The organism is Microbacterium sp. NPDC087592, from assembly GCF_044743585.1.
Taxonomy (GTDB): Bacteria; Actinomycetota; Actinomycetes; order Actinomycetales; family Microbacteriaceae; genus Microbacterium.
The window spans coordinates 587,480-604,097 of sequence record NZ_JBIUWT010000001.1 but is presented as its reverse complement, the minus strand read 5'-3'; the positions used below and the strand labels follow the sequence as shown (position 1 = coordinate 604,097).

The following is a 16,618-nucleotide window of genomic DNA, read 5'->3' as shown; positions in this document are numbered from 1 at the left end:
ATGGACCGCAGGCCGAATAAGCTGATCCCCGCCGATCTGAAGACCACACCGGGACTGGACGCCGTCGATGTGGTCCGGATCCGGGTGGGTGAGGTCGCCGCCGATGTCGGGGCGATCGGGATCGGGGTGTACTCCGACGGAGAGGCGCCCGCAGACATCGGGTTCGATCGCGACGCACTCGAGAACGCCGGCTTCACGGCGAAGCCGGGTACCTCGATCGTGCTTCCGCGCGCGGGAGAACCCGACCTCGTCGCCGTCGGTCTCGGGGCGAGGGCCGATGCCGGGGCGGGCGGCCTGCGCGACGCCGCCGCGACTCTCGCCAGGGCCGCGTCGCGGCGGGAGACGCTGGGTCTGCGGCTCGACGATCTCGCGGGAGTGGATGCCGCAGCTGCCGTGCGCGCGCTCGCCGAAGGGGCGCTGCTCGCCCGCTACCGCTACACGGTGCTGAACGGGTCGTCGAAGCACGTCCCGCTCGCGGCGTTCACGATCGACGTCCCCGGAGGGACGACCGAGCCCGTCGCCGCTGCCCTCACCTCCGTGCGTACCGCCGTCGTCGCCCGCGACCTGGCGAACACCCCTCCCGGACATCTGACCGCGGTGAACATGGGCGAGATCGCCGTCGAGCTCGGCGCCCGCTTCGGATTCGAGGTGGAGCTCTTCGACAAGCAGGCGCTCGTCGATCTCGGCTGCGGCGGACTGCTCGGTGTGAACCAGGGCTCGGTGGAGGAGCCGCGCATGATCAAGCTCGTCTACACCCCCGACGGCGGCGGTGCCGGTCATCTCGGGCTCGTCGGCAAGGGCATCATGTACGACTCGGGCGGCATCAGCCTCAAGCCCAGCGACCCGATGCACCTGCTCATGAAGATGGACATGGGCGGCGCGGCCGCCGTGCTCGGCGCCTTCGTCGGGCTCCGCGACGCCGGGGTCACGGCCAAAGTGACGGGCTGGCTGATGTGCACCGACAACATGCCTTCGGGCACGGCTTACAAGCTCGGCGACGTGCTCACCGCCCGCGGCGGCACCACGATCGAGGTGAAGAACACCGACGCCGAGGGGCGCCTGGTGATGAGCGATGCGCTCGTGCTCGCGACCGAAGACGAGGTGGATGCGATCATCGACATCGCGACGCTGACCGGTGCCGCGCTGGTGTCGCTCGGCGCCGCGACCGCGCCCGTCTTCGGCAACGACCAGGCGACGGTCGACCTGGTGCGCGCGGCCTCCGAGGTTGTAGACGAGTCGGTGTGGCAGCTGCCTCTGGAGCAGAAGTACCGCAAACAGCTCGACTCCGAGATCGCCGACATCGCGAACCTCGGCGGTCCGTTCGCGGGGGCGACGACGGCGGCGCTGTTCCTGGAGCACTTCGTCGGCGACACTCCCTGGGCGCACCTCGACATCGCCGGCACGATGCAGACCGAGAAGGACGACTCCTGGCGCACCGCCGGAGCCACGGGATTCGGGGCGCGGCTGCTGCTGGAGACGGCTCGGACCTTCGCGCCGGCATCCTGAGGCCCGACTGCAGGGCCGGGGACGGGGTCGTCGAGGGGTTCGCCGGGCCGGCGGCCGGCGGCATGTCAGCCGCCGAGTCGCAGCGTCTCGGCGTGCTCGATGCCGTCCTGATACCAGACCAGCTCGGCCTCGGTGATGACCTCGGCCGCCGCGGGCAGGAGCACGCGGGACTCCGCCTGCACGAGAGCGCCCCACTCGGCGGCGTCGAGGGTCTTGCCGTAGAGCACCGACAGATGGAACGTCCAGTCCTCGAGCGAGAGCTCGCCGAGACGGCGGAAGTCCGTGCGGTCCAGCGCGTCGGTGAGGGACGAGTACGCCGAGACGAGGGAGGCGGTGCGTTCCAGGCGGACGATCAGGATCTGCCAGGGCACGGGGAACTCGTCGACGGCCTCGGCGATGACCTCGATCGGAGACTGCCGTGCTGCCCATGAGCGGATCAGCTCGGCCAGCTCCGCGCGCCGCTCCGGCTCGTAGAACCCACGGAGCGTGACGTGCCCGGTGTGTGGACGCCGTGCCGGGATGCCGAGGCGCGCGAGCGCAGCATCCTGGACTTCGCGGTAGACCTCGCCGACGCCCGCGGTGGGCCGGAGCACGAGGTACTGCTGGCCCTCCAAGCTCGCGAGTTGCTCGGGGGTGTCCATGAACGGTCGGCGCATGCCGAGAGCCTAGGGTCGCGCGTCACCTGTATGGAAACGGCGACCGAAACACGGACGGCCCGGCGCGTCATACTTCGACGCGCCGGGCCGCCAGCGGATGGTCTCCGTTTTGGCAGGGGAGAAGGGGCGGGGCAGACCGGTCAGGCCGCGGCGAGGACCGCCTTGGCCGAGGTCGTCCGGCGCAGAGTGACTGCGAGTGTGGTCGCCACGAGCGACAGCACGCCCCAGACGACCAGGGCAGCGACGGCCGAGCCGCTGCCGGCGATCAGCCCCGCGAACGCCGGAGCGGTGGGGAGCGCTGCGCCGATGCCGGCGAGCCACCCTGGCACGGTCGAGATGAGACCTGTCGCGACGGCGAGCACTCCGACGAGGGCGGAGATCCAGCGTCCGACGCCACCGAACAGGGCCACGAGGGCCTGGTTCACGGCTGCGAACGCCACGCCGGCGAGCACCGCTGTTCCGGCGAACGCCCACCAGGTGGCGGCGTCGTAACTCGCCACGATCTGCACGATCAGCGACACGAGCAGCCCCTGTCCGGCGCCGATCAGGGCGGCCGGAGCGAACGCGCGCAGCGTCAGCGCCGCGGACGAGCGGCGCGACGTGAGGGTGCGCGAAGTGTGGGCGCGCATCACGAGGAAGGTCGCGAGCCCGCCGAACCACAGCACGACGGCGGCGAGCAGCGGGATGGCGGTCGGACCGAAGATCGTGTCCATCGAGGAGTTCGACGACACCGGGTCGGCGATCACCGAGGCGAGCGACTTCGAGTCGCTGTCGCTGAACGAGGGGAGCGAGTCGGATGCCGTGCGCAGCCCGCCGGCGAGGTCACCGGTCCCGGTCGCCAGGGTGTCGATCCCGGTCGCCAGCTCGGTCGTGCCGTCGGCCAGTGCGGTCGCGCCGGTGGAGAGCTGGGTCGCACCGGTCGCGATCCCGCGTGCTCCGGTGGCGGACGCGGCGATGCCCTGGTCGGCGAGCTGCGTGAGCCCGCCGGAGAGCTGGGTGGCGCCCGCACCCGCCTGGGTCATGCTCGAGGCGATCGTGCTGAGCGAGCCGGGGAGGGCGGCGATTCCGCCGGCGACCTTCGGGCTGTTGAGCACACCGGAGGCGGTTCCAGCCGAGGTCGCGACCGCGCCCGCGTCCGTGGCGAGCGAGGTCAGGAGGTCGCACTCATCCTGGTCAGCGACCGGCGGCGTGCAGGCGGTCTGCGCCAGCCCGCCCAGCTTCTGCGCGAGAGCGGCCGATCCGCTCGCTGCACTCTTCGCCGATGTCGACGCCCCCTGAATCGCTCCGACGAGCTGCTGTGTCCCGCCGACGCTCTGCTGCAGCTGGTTGCCGCCGCCGGTCAGCCCCGAACCGATCTGCGCAGCACCCGCCGCAGCCTCCCGCGTCTTCCCGGCGATCGTGTCGAGGCCCGTGGCGAGCGACGACGCACCCGTCCCGAGCTCGCCCGCGCCCGAGGCCAGCTTCGTGGCACCGTCGGGGATCGCGGCAGCACCGGTCGCGGCATCCCGCGCACCGTTCGCGAGCTTCAGTGCGCCATCGGCCGCTTCGCCGATCTGGTCGCCGATGGTGGTGAAGCCGACGAGGATGTTCTCGGTCGTCGCCTCGGACAGCATGGTGCCCATCGTCGAGGCCGCGACATCGGCGATCTGGCCGGTGATGAGGTCGTCGGCGACGAGTCCGTCATCGGGAGTGGTCACGGTGATGGTGGCCTGCTCGGCCTCACCGCCGCCGTCCGAGATCGCCTGACCGGCCGAGGTGGCCGCGGCGGAGAACTCTTCGGGGATCGTGATGACCGCCTGGTACGAGCCGTCGGCGAGGCCGTCGGCCGCATCTTCTTCGTTCGAGATCACCCAGGTCAGGTTCGAGTCGAGGTCGTCCGAGCCCTCGACGAGCCCTGCGGCCAGCTGGCGTCCGAGCGGGGTGACCTGGTCGTCGATGGTGACCGGCTCGTCGAGGTTGACGATCGCCGCGGTCATCGAGTCCAGACGCTCGGTCGGGTTCTGCAGGGCCGCGACCAGGATGCCGCCGACCGCTGCGGGAAGCAGCAGCACGCCGAGGATGGTCAGCCACGTGATCGGCTTGCGGGAGCGCGCGCGCTCGATGGGGAGGGTCATGCGGTCACCTCGGTGGATTCTGCGGCGCTCCGGCGGGGAGCACGCGTGTCGAGAGTTTCGGCGGCGGGCCAACCGGCCTCCGCGAGAGTGATCCGTGCCGCGTCGGCATCGGAGGCGGTGGCGAACACCGCGAGCGTGCGGGAGGCGGCGGCATCGCGGAGCATCGCGGCGGCCTGGTCGCGCTGGCCGCCGGTCAGGCGATCGATCCCGTCGATCACGACGATCTGCGACTTTCCGCGCAGCGCCTCGGCGAGATCGGCGAGGGCGGTGTCGGCGTCGTCGACCAGCACGCAGCCGACGTGCGCGCGCACCCAGGCGCCGCGTCCGGGCAGCAGATGGCCCGCGACGCGGAGTCGACCGTCGGTAGGTGTCACCCGGCCCGCGATCGTGAGCGCCAGTGCCCGTCGTGCCCGCACGTCGCCACCGGTCGCGACGAGCGCCCCGCCTTCCGGGATGCGCAGCGACAGGTTCTCGACGATCGGCGCATCGGCGCTGATGTCGAGATCATCCGCGGCGACGATCGAGCCGTCTCCCGGCCATTCGGCCAGGTGGCGCTCGCGCTCCACGGCCTCGCCCTCGACGTCGACCCGCGGGAGGATCTTCTCCAGCCACGCGGGCAGCTCCCAGGCGCGCTCGCCGAGGATCGCCATGAGGGCGGGGATCAGTGTCATCCGCACCAGGAAGGCGTCGATCGCGATGCCGGCCGCGAGGCCCAGGGCGATGGGTTTCAGCGACGAGTCGCCCTCGGGGACGAACGCCACGAAGACCGCGAACATGATGAGCCCCGCGGCCGTGACCACCTTGGCCGAGCCCGTGAAGCCGCTGCGGACGGTGCGCAGCGCGGCAGCGCGTCGCGTGGCCCGATCAGGGCTCTTCGAGTCGGGGTCGTGCACGAAGTCCTCGCGCATCCGCGAGACGAGGAACACCTGGTAGTCCATTGCGAGCCCGAACAGCACGCCCATGAGGATGATCGGCATGAAGCTGATGATCGGACCGACCTTGGCGACATGCAGCAGATCGGCGAACCAGCCCCACTCGAACACGGCGCCGACGACCCCGAACGCGGCGACGATCGACAGCAGGTAGCCGGCAGCCGCGGTGATCGGCACCCACAGCGAGCGGAAGACGATGGTGAGCAGGATGAGTGAGAGCCCGATCACGAAGATGCCGAACGGCAGCAGCGCGTTGCCGAGCTGGTCGGAGATGTCGATGCCGACGGCGGTGAAGCCGGTGACCTTGAGGTCGATCCCGAACTCATCGAGCCACTCGTCGTGGTGGCTCCGCAGCTCGCGCACGAGGTCGGCCGTCGCCGGGTCGTCCGGAGCGGTCTCCGGGACGATCTGCACGATCCCGGTGTCGGCGGTCTCGTTCGGGGTCGCGAGCGCGACCTCCTTGACTCCGCGAACCTCGGCGACGGCATCCCCGAGGTCTTCCATCAGGGTGAGCGGGTCGGTCGAGGTGACGATCGTGCCGGTGAGGATCATCGGTCCGTTGAACCCCGGTCCGAATTCCTCGGCCACGAGGTCGTAGGTCTGACGCGCCTCCGAGTCCTTCGGCAGCACACCGGCGTTCGGGAGCGCGAGGTTCAGGCTGAGTGCGGGGATGGCCACGATGCCGAGGCCGATCACGACGGCGAGCGAGACGAGGATCGGGCGCTTGGTGACGCCGTTCACCCACCGCGCGCTGCCCTTCGCGCGCACCGGAGCGGTGGGCGCATCATCGCCGTCTGCGTTCTTCTTCGCCTTCGGCGCGCGCCTCGGGCGACCCACCACCTTGCCCTTCATGAAGCCGAGGAATGCCGGGGTCAGCGTGACCGCGATCGCGACCGCGACGGCGACCGAGACGGAGGCCGCGATGCCCATGGTCGTCAGGAACGGGATGCCGGCGAAGCCGAGGCCGATCAGTGCGATGAGCACCGTGACGCCGGCGAACACGACCGCGGATCCGGCCGTTCCGACGGCACGCGAGGCGGACTCCTCGGGATCCACGCCCTCACGGACCTGGTCCTGATGTCGCGCCATGATGAACAGCGCGTAGTCGATGCCGACCGCGAGCCCGAGCATGAGTGCGAGCAGCGGGGTGGTGGACGACACGGTCGCGAAGGCCGTCGCGGTGAAGATGCCCGCCATCGAGATGCCGACGCCGAGGATCGCCGTGAGCAGCGGCAGCCCGGCCACCACGAAGGAGCGGAAGGTGACGATCAACACGAGCAACGCGATCAGGAGGCCGACCGCCTCAGTGAGCGTGACACCGGGGATCGAGATCGCGAAGAGGTCGCCGCCCAGCGAGGTCTGTGCGCCGTCCGGGAGCTCGGCGTCGAGATCGCTCACGACGGAGCGCAGCGCGTCCTTCGTCTCGTCCGAGACATCGGTGGACTCGCCGTCGAACTGCACGCGCACGATGGCGGCGGTGTCGTCGTCGTTGATCATGCCCTCGACCATCTCGTCGTAGGGCGAGGTGGCGGCGAGCACACCGTCGAGGTCGCCGAGTTCGTCGACGGCATCCTCGATGTGGTCGCGGTAGTCGTCGGCGGTGATCTCGTCGCCGTCGGCTGCCACGACGATGAACTGCGCGTTCGTGCCGCTCACCTGCGGGAACGACCGCGAGAGCTGCTCGAGGCCGGCCTGCGACTCAGTGCCGGGGATCGAGAACGTGTTGTCGGTGCCCGCTCCCAGCACGAGTGCTCCGGCTCCGGCGATGCCGAGCGCGAGCAGCCAGGACACGAGGACTCGCCAGGGGTGCCGGAAGGACCAGCGGCCGAGCGAGGACAGGAGTGTGGACACGCGTTCCTCCGAGGGGTACTGATTGGATACACAGGTGTATCCGATACATACATGTATCGTAAATTGACCGGCACGTCGGAATCTGTGTGCCGGGTGTGAATCGTGCGAGAGTGAAGGGTCAGGAGGTTTCGATGTCGACACCCGCAACCCGCAGCCGTGAGAACACGCGTGCCCGTCTGCTCGAGGCCGCCGCGCAGGTCTTCGCCGAGGTCGGTCTCGACGGCGCCTCGGTCGAGGCCGTGTGCGAACGCGCCGGCTTCACCCGCGGTGCGTTCTACTCCAACTTCGAATCCAAGGACGAGCTGTTCCTCATGCTCGCCGCGAGCGTCTCCGACGTGCGGGTGAGGGGAGTTCGCACCCGCGTCGAGGAACTGACGGCCGAGGGCGCCCTGGTGGAAGGGTGCGATCCGATCGAGCTCGTGCAGCAGATCATGGAGCTCGGCGGCGATGACCGCCTCGGCGTGATGCTGCTGAGTGAGATCCGCATCCGGGCTCTGCGCGACGCGAAGTTCGGCGAGGCGTACCTCGCGCAGGAGAGCGAGATGGTCGCGAGCATCGCGCAGATCATCGACGACATCGTCTCGGTGAGTGCGCTGAAGCTGCGCCTGCCGGCCGAGACCGCGGCGCGCATGCTCATGATCCTCTGGGAGGGCATGACCGTGCGCGGGGCGATGGCCGGCCAGGACGACGCGCAGCTGCGGCAGGCGGGGAGCGAGCAGCTCGGCCGTCTCGTGCAGCTCATCATCGAGTCGTAGCGCGCGTCGCCGGAGCATCGGTCGCGGAATCGCTCGATCGTGCGTGGTTCGGCGCGAGCGACAGCAGGGCGCCGGCTGCCAGGAGCGCGGCCGTCACGAGGAACGTCGTCCGCAACGCAGAGGTCAGCGCGTCCGGGGAGGCGGCTGCGATCTCGCCGGAACCGGATGCTGCCGCGAAAAGCGCGGCGAGCACGGAGGCACCGGTGACGAGACCGAGATTGCGGGAGAGTCCCAGGAGGCCCGAGGCCGCACCGCGACGGTCGGCGGGGGTCGAGTTCAGAACGCCGGTGTTGTTGGCGGCGAGGAACAGCTGGTAGCCGGGAGCGAGCAGCACGGTGCCCGTGACGTATCCCGGCAGCCCCCACGACCCGGGGAGCAGGGCGAGCGCGAGCGCCCCGAGGAGCATCCCGCCGAGTCCGACCGATGTCATCCGGTGCGTGCCGAATTGGTCGACCGCGCGTCCGGCCAGCACGCCGGTGCAGATCGATACGAGCGGTCCGGCCGCCATGACGACGCCGATCGCCGCGGGAGGCAGGTGCAGCGCGCCCGCGAGGAAGAAGGGGCCCACCACGAGGGTGCTCATCATGACGGTGCCGACGATGAGGTTCAGGACCGCGCCGCGCGAGATACTGCGGTTCCTGAGCAGTACCGGCGGCAGCAGCGGGTGGCTCGCGCGACGCTCGCGCATCATGAACAGCACGGCGGCGACGACCGCTCCGCCGAGGAGGGGCAGGGCCGGCCACGCGGCCTGGTCGCCCGGCGCGGTGACGCCGAGCGTGTAGAGGGCGACCGCCACGGTCAGCAGAACCATGCCCGGAAGGTCGAAGCCGCGTCGGGGGCTACCTGCCTGCCGTGCTTCCGCGCCGGTCGCGGCCGCCAGGGCCGCGGCGAGGAGTCCGAGCGGCACCATGGCGGCGAAGATCGCCGGCCAACCCGCCACCGTGATCAGGAGACCGCCGAGCGCCGGACCGGAGGCGGTCCCCACCGCTGCCGTGGTGCCGAGCAGGCCCATGACACGGCCGAGACGATCCTGCGGGACCAGGTCGCGGGCGCGCGCCAAGGGGAGCGCCATCATGACGGCGGCACCGATGCCCTGCAGTGCGCGGGCGGCGATCAGCATCCACAGGGTCGGCGCGATCGCACTCAGTGCCGCCGCGATCGTGAAGACACCCATGCCGAGCAGCAGCACCCGACGGCGCCCGATCAGATCGCCCAGGTGCCCCACCGTGAGACTCGTCGCCGTCATCGTGAGCAGGTAGGCGAGGGCCACCCACTGCGCCTGGGTGAAGGTGCCGTCGAGTTCGACGGCGATCGTGGGGAGCGCGACATTCGCGGCGCTCGTCCCCAGTGATGCGACCAGGACGCTGAGGGCGAGCCCGGCCGTGCCCGCGCGAAGGAGGGGTGCGGGGGTGGAAGTCTCCGTCATATCCTCAGCATCGATCGCGGAACGTCCCACCAGCAACTTGCGTTGCCGAAACCGGGATATCTGTGGTCCTATGAAGCCATGGAAGAACAGGAATCAGTGCTCGACGCGACGCTGGAACAGATCGGCCCCCGTCTCCAGTCGCTGCGCGCTCGCCGAGGGCTGACGCTCGCCGAGGTCGCCACGGCCACCGGGATCTCGAAGAGCACGCTGTCGCGCCTCGAGACCGGTCAGCGGCGGCCGAGCCTGGAGCTGCTGCTGCCCCTCGCGCGGATGTATCGGGTCTCCCTCGACGACCTCGTCGGTGCTCCCGAGACCGGAGATCCGCGCGTACGACTACGCCCGCGACGCGTCAACGGTCGGACCGTGGTGGCGCTCACTCGCCAGCCGGGGGAGAGGCATGCGTGGAAGATCATCGTGCCGCGGGAGGCGTCGGAACCGAAGCTCACCGCGCACGAAGGTTCGTCCTGGATGTACGTGCTCACCGGCCGCATCCGGCTCATCGTCGGCGACCGCGACGTGATGCTCGACGCGGGAGAGGTCGCGGAGTTCGACACCCGAACGCCGCACTGGTTCGGCGCCGACGGCGAGCAGGACGCCGAGATCCTCACGATCTTCGGCGCGGACGGCGAGCCTGGGCCCCGCAGTGCGGATCTGGCGACGCGTCACCTCGCCGAGGTTCTCGGTCAGCACGCGGAGGCGCACTGACCTCCGCAGCGGTGTCGCTCGACGATCCGGATCGGTTCAGTTCGCGCGGGAAGTCAGTTCGTAGTGGCAGCGGGCGAGCCGTGCCACCCACCACTCACGGCGCTCATCTGAGGCCGCGAGACGGCTGAGCGCATCGGCATCCGGCGTCACCCGACCCACCGGGATCGAGCCGTCGACGGGACGCAGGTCCGCCACGTCGTCGAGGAAGAGCGACGCGGTACCGAGCCCGCAGTCGTAATCCAGCGTCGGGAGAGCTGCGGCGAGTGCGGCGCCCTGGGACAGGCCGATCGCGGTGTCGAGAGCACTCGAGACCACGACCGGGAGCCCCGCTGCGGTGACGATCTGCAGCGCGTGGGTGATGCCGCCGAGCGGCTGCGCCTTGATGACGAGCAGATCGGCCGCACCGGCGCGGGCGACGGCGAGCGGGTCGGAGGACTTGCGCACGCTCTCGTCGGCGGCGACCGGGATGCCCATGTACTTGACCCGCTTGCGCAGATCCGCGAGCTCCGGCACGGTCGCGCAGGGCTGCTCCACGTACTCCAGGTCGTACTCGCCCAGGGCGTGGACGGCGTGCTCGGCCTCGTCGACGTTCCAGGCGCCGTTGGCGTCCACGCGGATGCGTCCCTCCGGTCCCATCGCCTCACGCACGGCGCGGACTCGTGCCACATCGTCGGCGAGGTTCTGACCCGGTTCGGCGACCTTGATCTTGGCGGTGCGGCATCCGGGGAACCGGTCCAGCACCTCGGCGACGCGGGCGGCTTCCACCGCGGGGATCGTCGCGTTCACGCCGATCCGGTCACGCAGCGGCGCCGGCTGCTCGCGCCACGCGAAGTCGATCGCCGCAGCGAGCCAGGTCGAGGCCTCGGCATCCTCGTACTCGGTGAACGGCGAGAACTCCGCCCATCCCTCCGGCCCCTCGAAAAGGAGGGCCTCCCGCACCTCCACGCCGCGGAAGCGGCTGTGCATCGGGAGGGCGACGACCCTGGCCGAGTCGATCAGGTCTGCGAGCGGCGGGATCATGTGCCCATTCTGCTCCGTGGAAGCCCCGCCGCGCCGCTCGTCCCCCGGGCGAGTCTCCCCGCCCCGCCCCGCCCCGCCCCGCCCCCGAGCGCACGGCTTGTTGCCGAGCGCACGGCTTGTAAACGCGACGAAGCCGTGCGCTCGACGAGAAGCCGTGCGCTCGGCGATCCCGAGGGGGAGGGGGTAGGTCAGGCATAAATGTGTGATTGACAATGGTGTGTGTCGCACAGTAATGTGATCGACATGAACGAGACGCTCGACACGCACCTGCAGGAGCTGCGCCGCGGCACGGTGGTGCTGGCCTGCCTGCAGCTGCTGCGCACGCCGGGATACGGATACTCGCTGCTCGAGCAGCTTGAACAACGAGGCTTCGCGACTGACGCGAACACGCTGTACCCGCTGCTTCGCCGACTCGAGAAGCAGGAGTACCTCACGAGCGAGTGGAACACCGACGAGGCCAGGCCCCGCAAGTTCTACCGCACCTCGGATGCCGGCATCCGCCTCGCCGACACCCTCACCGACGAATGGCGTTCGCTCACCACGGCGATCGCGTCCCTCACAGCAGAGGAGAACTGACATGACCACGACAGCCACGCTCACGGAGCGCTACATCAGCGCGACGATCCGCAGCCTCCGACCTGAGGCGCAGGACGATGTCCGTGCCGAGCTCGAAGCCTCCATCGCCGATGCGATCGAGGCGAGGCTCGAGCAGGGGGAGGCGCGGGAAGACGTCGAACGTGCCGTCCTCACCGAGCTCGGCGACCCCGGGGTGCTGGCCGCCGGGTACGCGGATCGCCCGTTGTACCTCCTCGGCCCGCGCTTCTATCTGACCTGGTGGCGACTGCTCAAGCTGCTGCTGATGATCGTTCCGGTCTGCGTCCTCGGCGGCGTGGCACTGGGGCAGACCATCTCCGGTGCCCCCGTGGGCGAGATCATCTCGACCTCGATCGTGGCGACCGGCGGCGCGATCCTCCACATCTGCTTCTGGACCACGCTCGTCTTCGTGATCCTCGAGCGCTCGAACAGCACGACGGCGATCGAGAAGTGGGATCTCGACCAGCTGCCGGAGCCGACGGAGAAGGGAGTGGGGCGTAGCGAGCTGATCGCGTCGCTCGTCTTCCTCGGTATCGCGATCGGCGCTCTCCTCTGGGATCGCTACCGCGGCTTCGTCCACGTCGACGGCGAGACCTTGCCGATCCTGAACCCGCAACTCTGGCCCTGGGGCATCGGGGTCCTGTTCCTGCTCATCGTCGCGGAGGCTGTGTTCGCGGTCGTCCTCTACCGCAGGGGACGATGGACCACGGGGCTGGCCGTGACGAACACGATCCTCGCCCTGGCGTTCCTCGCCTGGGTGCTCGTCCCGCTGCTGACCGGAGACCTGGTGAATCCGGAGTTCCTCGCGCAGATCACCGAGGTCGGCGGTGAGGGCTTCGCGGCCGGACAGGCCGAATCGGCTGACGAGGGCGGGGTGTTCCGCATCCTCGCCGTGCTGCTGGGATTCGGTGTCGCGCTCGGCGTCGGCTGGGACATCGTCGACGGCTGGATCAAGACGGTCCGCGCTCGTCGTCGCTGATCACGCGCGATCGAGGAAGCGCCGTCCCGCTCGGGGCGGCGCTTCCTCCGTTGGCAGGGGCGGGCGAGGAATAGGGTGGATGCCGTGACCAGCGCATTCGTCTCCGACCTGTTCGATCCGGCTGAATGGGTGCTCGCGCCCGGCGCCGAGGACTACACCGACATCACCGCCCACGTGTCGCACGACGGCGGGGTCGCGCGCATCGCCTTCAACCGTCCGGAGGTGCGCAACGCCTTCCGCCCGCACACCGTCGACGAGCTCTACCGTGCGCTCGACATCGCCCGGCAGGATGCGCACATCGGAGCGGTGCTGCTGACCGGAAACGGCCCGAGCCCGAAGGACGGCGGCTGGGCGTTCTGCTCGGGTGGGGACCAGCGCATCCGCGGTCGCGACGGCTACAAGTACTCCGATGCGGAGACGGCGATCGTCGACGGTGCGAGCCGCGCGGCTGTCGGCCGCCTGCACATCCTCGAGGTGCAGCGGCTCATCCGCTTCATGCCCAAGGTCGTCATCGCGGTTGTGCCCGGGTGGGCTGCCGGCGGCGGGCACTCGCTGCACGTGGTGTGCGACCTCACGATCGCTTCGGCCGAAGAAGCCCGGTTCAAGCAGACGGATGCCGACGTGGGCAGCTTCGACGCCGGGTACGGTTCGGCGTACATGGCACGGCAGACCGGACAGAAGTTCGCCCGCGAGGTGTTCTTCCTGGCCGAGGAGTACTCCGCACAGCGTGCCTACGAGGCCGGCGCCGTGAACCGCGTGGTGCCGCACGCCGATCTCGAGCGCGAGGCCCTGAAGATGGCGCGCACCGTGCTCACGAAGTCGCCCACCGCGATCCGCATGCTGAAGTTCGCCTTCAACGCGGTCGACGACGGCCTGGTCGGTCAGCAGGTGTTCGCCGGTGAGGCGACCCGTCTGGCCTACGGAACGGACGAGGCGGTCGAGGGTCGCGACTCCTTCCTCGAGAAGCGCGACGCCGACTGGTCGTCGTTCCCCTGGCACTACTGAGCCGGAGACCCGCATGACCGCCCTGACCCCCACGGATGCCGAAGATCCGGATGTGCTGCGGGACGCCTTGCAGCGCGCGCTCGAGGGCGGACCGGCGCTGGGTTTCGGAATGCTGGACGGTGCGCCCGAGAACGTGGCGGACGGCATCGCGGCGGTGATCGCGACCTCCGGATCGAGCGGCATACCCAAGCGTGTCGCCCTGAGCGGTGAGGCGCTGCGCGCGAGTGCCGAAGCCACGGCGGCGAGGATCGGGAGCGGGCGCTGGCTGCTCGCACTGCCCGCCGGGTACGTCGCGGGGCTGCAGGTGATCGTGCGGTCGATCCTCGCGGGCACTCGGCCGGCCGTCATCGACGGCAGATTCTCTCCCGCGTCCTTCGCCGAGGCGACACTCGCGATGATGCGTCCGTCGTCGGGGACAGGGATTCCCGACCTCTACACCTCGCTCGTCCCCGCACAGATCGCGACGCTGCTCGACGCCGCCGACGACACGGCCGTGCGTGCCGCGCTCACGGCGTACCGGGCGATCCTGGTGGGCGGACAGTCGCTGCCGGAGCCGCTTCGCGAGCGCGCGGCCGAACTGGGTGTACGGGTGGTCCGAACCTACGGCTCCACCGAGACCAGCGGGGGCTGTGTCTACGACGGCGTGCCGCTCGACACGGTCGGCGTGCGCACGGTCGAGGGGGAGTTGCGCATCGCGGGGCCTATGCTCGCCGAGGGCTATCTCGGTGACGCCTCGTTGAGCGCACGCACCTTTGTCCGGGACGAGCACGGCATCCGCTGGTATCGCACGGGCGATCTCGGTCTGGTCGAAGACGGCGTGGTGCGCGTGCACGGCCGAGCCGACAACGTGATCGTGTCGGGCGGCATCAACATCTCCCTCGATCGGGTGGAGCGGATCATCCGGCGGGTTCCGGGATTGCACGAGGCCGTCGTGGTCGGCGTGGAGGACGAGCACTGGGGCGAGGCATCCGTGATCGTCGCCGCGCGTGGTGAGGTACTGAGGCGGAGCGAGTCTGAGCAACTCACTCAGGCCCGTGACGCTGTCGCCGAAGAACTCGGCAAGCACGCGCGTCCCTCCCGCCTGATCCTGGTCGACGAGATGGATGTCCTGGCGTCGGGCAAGCCCGATCGCGAGGCCATCCGGCGGGCCGTCGCCGACCTGCACTGAGTGCGATCCACTGCCAGACTGAGTCGCATGGATGTGCTGCGGCTGGCCGGAGCGCCGGGTGTGGGAAAGAGCACCGTCGCGTGGGCTGTCGCCGAGCGTCTCGCATCCGACGGAGTGCCGACCGGGTACCTCGATATCGATCAGCTCGGCATGTGCTACCCCGCTCCGCCCGATGACCGCGACCGCTGGGCCTTGAAGGAGACGGCGCTCGCCCGGCTCGCCGTGCGGTTCCGCGACGCGGGCGTCGAGCGCCTCGTCGTATCCGGAGTCGCCGATCCATCGCAACCGTCCCCGGTGAACGGGCATCCGACGCTCTCCCTGTGGCTGGATGCGGACGAGGAGACGAGACGGAGACGATTGGCTCCCCGGCGGTGGGAACGCGAACAGGTGGATGCCGCGCTCGCGGCCGGCACCGAGGAGGCGAGCGCCGCGCACCCTGCATGGGAACGTCTGGACACCGAGCGGTCGACCATCGAGGAGACGGTGCAGGCAGTGATCGCGCGGCCGGCAGTCGGGGCGGAGGTGGCATCCGACGCCGTATTCTCCGAAGCGCATGCGACCGGTCGAGTCGTCTGGATCACGGGTCCGAGGTGCGCCGGTGCCTCACATGTCGGCTGGGAGCTGGCTCGCACGCAATGGGCTGGGGGCGAGCGTACGGGGTTCCTCGATGGCGCCCAACTGAGCTTCGTGTGGAACGCCGATCCTGTGGACGGAGCAGCCGCCGCAGCGGTGCTGCAGGCGGTGTTCGCTGAGGTGGGGGCGAAGACCGTGATCGCGGTCGCGCCGTTCGAGATCTCGCCGAAAGACGTGCACGCTGCCTTCCCGCGAGCGGACGTCCGGTTCTTCCGACTCGATGCCGACGATCGCACGCGCCGCGGCCACGCTGTCCGGAGGGCGGAAGGAGCGGACGGCGCGGTGCTCGCCGGTGACGACCTGATCGGGGCGGATGCCGACGCGATCGAGAGGGTCCTCGCGGTCGGGGCGCGTCAGCGCGCGTCGCCGTTGCGCATCGGTGAGATCCTCGTCGACATGCCGACGTCCACGGTGACGCAGGTGGTCGACAGAGTGCGGGAATTGGCCGGTCTGGCCGCTCTGCCAGACTGAAACGCATGGCCTCGTACACGCACGGACACCACGAATCAGTTCTCCGCTCGCACAACGTGCGCGACATCGCGAACTCCGCCGCCTACCTCCGTCCGCACCTCACGTCCGGGACCCGACTCCTCGACGTCGGGGCAGGCCCCGGTACCATCACCGTTGACTTCGCCGGCGTCGTCGCCCACGTCACAGCGACCGAGATCGACGAGAACGCGCTGTCGCTGTCGCGCGGCCTCGCCGAGGAACGCGGCCTGGCCAACCTCGACTTCTTAGTCGAGGATGTGCACGCGCTGAGCTTCCCCGACGACTCGTTCGACGTCGTGCACGCGCACCAAGTGCTGCAGCATGTCGGCGACCCGGTGCAGGCGCTTCGCGAGATGCGCCGCGTGACCGTGCCCGGCGGGATCGTCGCCGCGCGCGATGCCGACTATTCGGGCTTCATCTGGTTCCCGGTCCTGCCCGAACTCGATCGGTGGCTCGCCCTGTACCAGGCGGCGGCGCGTGCGAACGGCGGCGAACCCGATGCGGGTCGTCGGCTGCTCTCCTGGGCGCGCGCCGCGGGCTTCGACGACGTCACGGCGACGGCATCCACCTGGTGCTACGCGTCGCCTGCGGAGCGTGCCTGGTGGGGCGGGATGTGGGCCGACCGCATCCTCGAGTCCGCGCTCGCGCGGCAGCTGGTGGACAGCGACATGGCGACTCCGGCGCATCTGCAGGAGATCAGCGATGCGTGGAAGCGCTGGGCCGATGACGGCGACGGCTGGTTCCTCGTGCCGCACGGCGAGATCCTCGCGCGCGCCTGACAAGAC

At 70.1% G+C, this 16,618-nt stretch carries 14 protein-coding genes; 9 read left to right on the top strand and 5 right to left on the bottom strand.

What is annotated here, in order from left to right; genetic code table 11:
• Complete coding sequence (locus ACIOTO_RS02905) at positions 1-1,506, top strand: leucyl aminopeptidase family protein (RefSeq protein ID WP_400856380.1); 1,506 nt, start codon at positions 1-3, stop codon at positions 1,504-1,506.
• 65 nt (positions 1,507-1,571) lie between these two features.
• Here the strand turns inward: ACIOTO_RS02905 and ACIOTO_RS02900 are convergent, their stop codons facing one another.
• The 3 genes from ACIOTO_RS02900 to ACIOTO_RS02890 form a co-directional block, all read right to left on the bottom strand.
• On the bottom strand, positions 1,572-2,162 hold the full coding sequence (locus tag ACIOTO_RS02900; RefSeq protein ID WP_400856379.1) for a 2'-5' RNA ligase family protein: 591 nt from the start codon (positions 2,160-2,162) through the stop codon (positions 1,572-1,574).
• A 140-nt stretch (positions 2,163-2,302) separates the two neighbouring features.
• Entirely contained in the window at positions 2,303-4,276 is a 1,974-nt protein-coding gene (locus ACIOTO_RS02895) for a YhgE/Pip family protein (protein ID WP_400856377.1), read from the bottom strand.
• Entirely contained in the window at positions 4,273-7,059 is a 2,787-nt protein-coding gene (locus ACIOTO_RS02890) for an efflux RND transporter permease subunit (protein ID WP_400856375.1), read from the bottom strand. Before ACIOTO_RS02890 ends, ACIOTO_RS02895 begins: the two co-directional genes overlap by 4 nt.
• A 131-nt stretch (positions 7,060-7,190) precedes the next feature.
• Between ACIOTO_RS02890 and ACIOTO_RS02885 the strand changes: the two genes are divergently transcribed.
• Positions 7,191-7,814, top strand: coding sequence for a TetR/AcrR family transcriptional regulator (locus tag ACIOTO_RS02885; protein WP_029263884.1), 624 nt, complete (start codon positions 7,191-7,193; stop codon positions 7,812-7,814).
• Here the strand turns inward: ACIOTO_RS02885 and ACIOTO_RS02880 are convergent.
• A complete protein-coding gene (locus ACIOTO_RS02880; RefSeq protein ID WP_400856374.1) occupies positions 7,801-9,240 on the bottom strand; it encodes an MFS transporter in 1,440 nt (479 codons plus the stop codon). The genes ACIOTO_RS02885 and ACIOTO_RS02880 overlap by 14 nt on opposite strands.
• Before the next feature lie 78 nt (positions 9,241-9,318).
• Here ACIOTO_RS02880 and ACIOTO_RS02875 point away from each other — a divergent pair, with 78 nt between their 5' ends.
• Positions 9,319-9,945, top strand: a complete 627-nt coding sequence (locus tag ACIOTO_RS02875; RefSeq protein ID WP_400856372.1) for a helix-turn-helix domain-containing protein — start codon at positions 9,319-9,321, stop codon at positions 9,943-9,945.
• Between the two features lie 36 nt (positions 9,946-9,981).
• Here ACIOTO_RS02875 and ACIOTO_RS02870 read toward each other — a convergent pair whose 3' ends face one another.
• Complete coding sequence (locus ACIOTO_RS02870; RefSeq protein WP_400856370.1) at positions 9,982-10,965, bottom strand: o-succinylbenzoate synthase; 984 nt, start codon at positions 10,963-10,965, stop codon at positions 9,982-9,984.
• Between the two features lie 243 nt (positions 10,966-11,208).
• Here ACIOTO_RS02870 and ACIOTO_RS02865 point away from each other — a divergent pair, with 243 nt between their 5' ends.
• The 6 genes from ACIOTO_RS02865 to ACIOTO_RS02840 all read left to right on the top strand — a co-directional run bounded on the left by ACIOTO_RS02865 (position 11,209) and on the right by ACIOTO_RS02840 (position 16,612).
• Positions 11,209-11,541, top strand: a complete 333-nt coding sequence (locus ACIOTO_RS02865) for a PadR family transcriptional regulator (protein WP_029259789.1) — start codon at positions 11,209-11,211, stop codon at positions 11,539-11,541.
• A gap of 1 nt (position 11,542) precedes the next feature.
• Positions 11,543-12,538 carry a permease prefix domain 1-containing protein gene (locus tag ACIOTO_RS02860; protein WP_400856369.1) on the top strand — a complete coding sequence of 332 codons (996 nt, stop codon included), beginning with the start codon at positions 11,543-11,545 and terminating at the stop codon, positions 12,536-12,538.
• Positions 12,539-12,622: 84 nt separating this feature from the next.
• Positions 12,623-13,543 (top strand): 1,4-dihydroxy-2-naphthoyl-CoA synthase, encoded by a 921-nt coding sequence (locus tag ACIOTO_RS02855; RefSeq protein WP_029263889.1) that lies wholly within the window; start codon positions 12,623-12,625, stop codon positions 13,541-13,543.
• A gap of 13 nt (positions 13,544-13,556) precedes the next feature.
• A complete protein-coding gene (locus ACIOTO_RS02850; RefSeq protein ID WP_400856367.1) occupies positions 13,557-14,711 on the top strand; it encodes an AMP-binding protein in 1,155 nt (384 codons plus the stop codon).
• Between the two features lie 27 nt (positions 14,712-14,738).
• Complete coding sequence (locus ACIOTO_RS02845; protein ID WP_400856366.1) at positions 14,739-15,815, top strand: AAA family ATPase; 1,077 nt, start codon at positions 14,739-14,741, stop codon at positions 15,813-15,815.
• Between the two features lie 5 nt (positions 15,816-15,820).
• On the top strand, positions 15,821-16,612 hold the full coding sequence (locus ACIOTO_RS02840; RefSeq protein WP_400856365.1) for a class I SAM-dependent methyltransferase: 792 nt from the start codon (positions 15,821-15,823) through the stop codon (positions 16,610-16,612).
• The last annotated feature ends 6 nt before the right edge of the window (positions 16,613-16,618 follow it).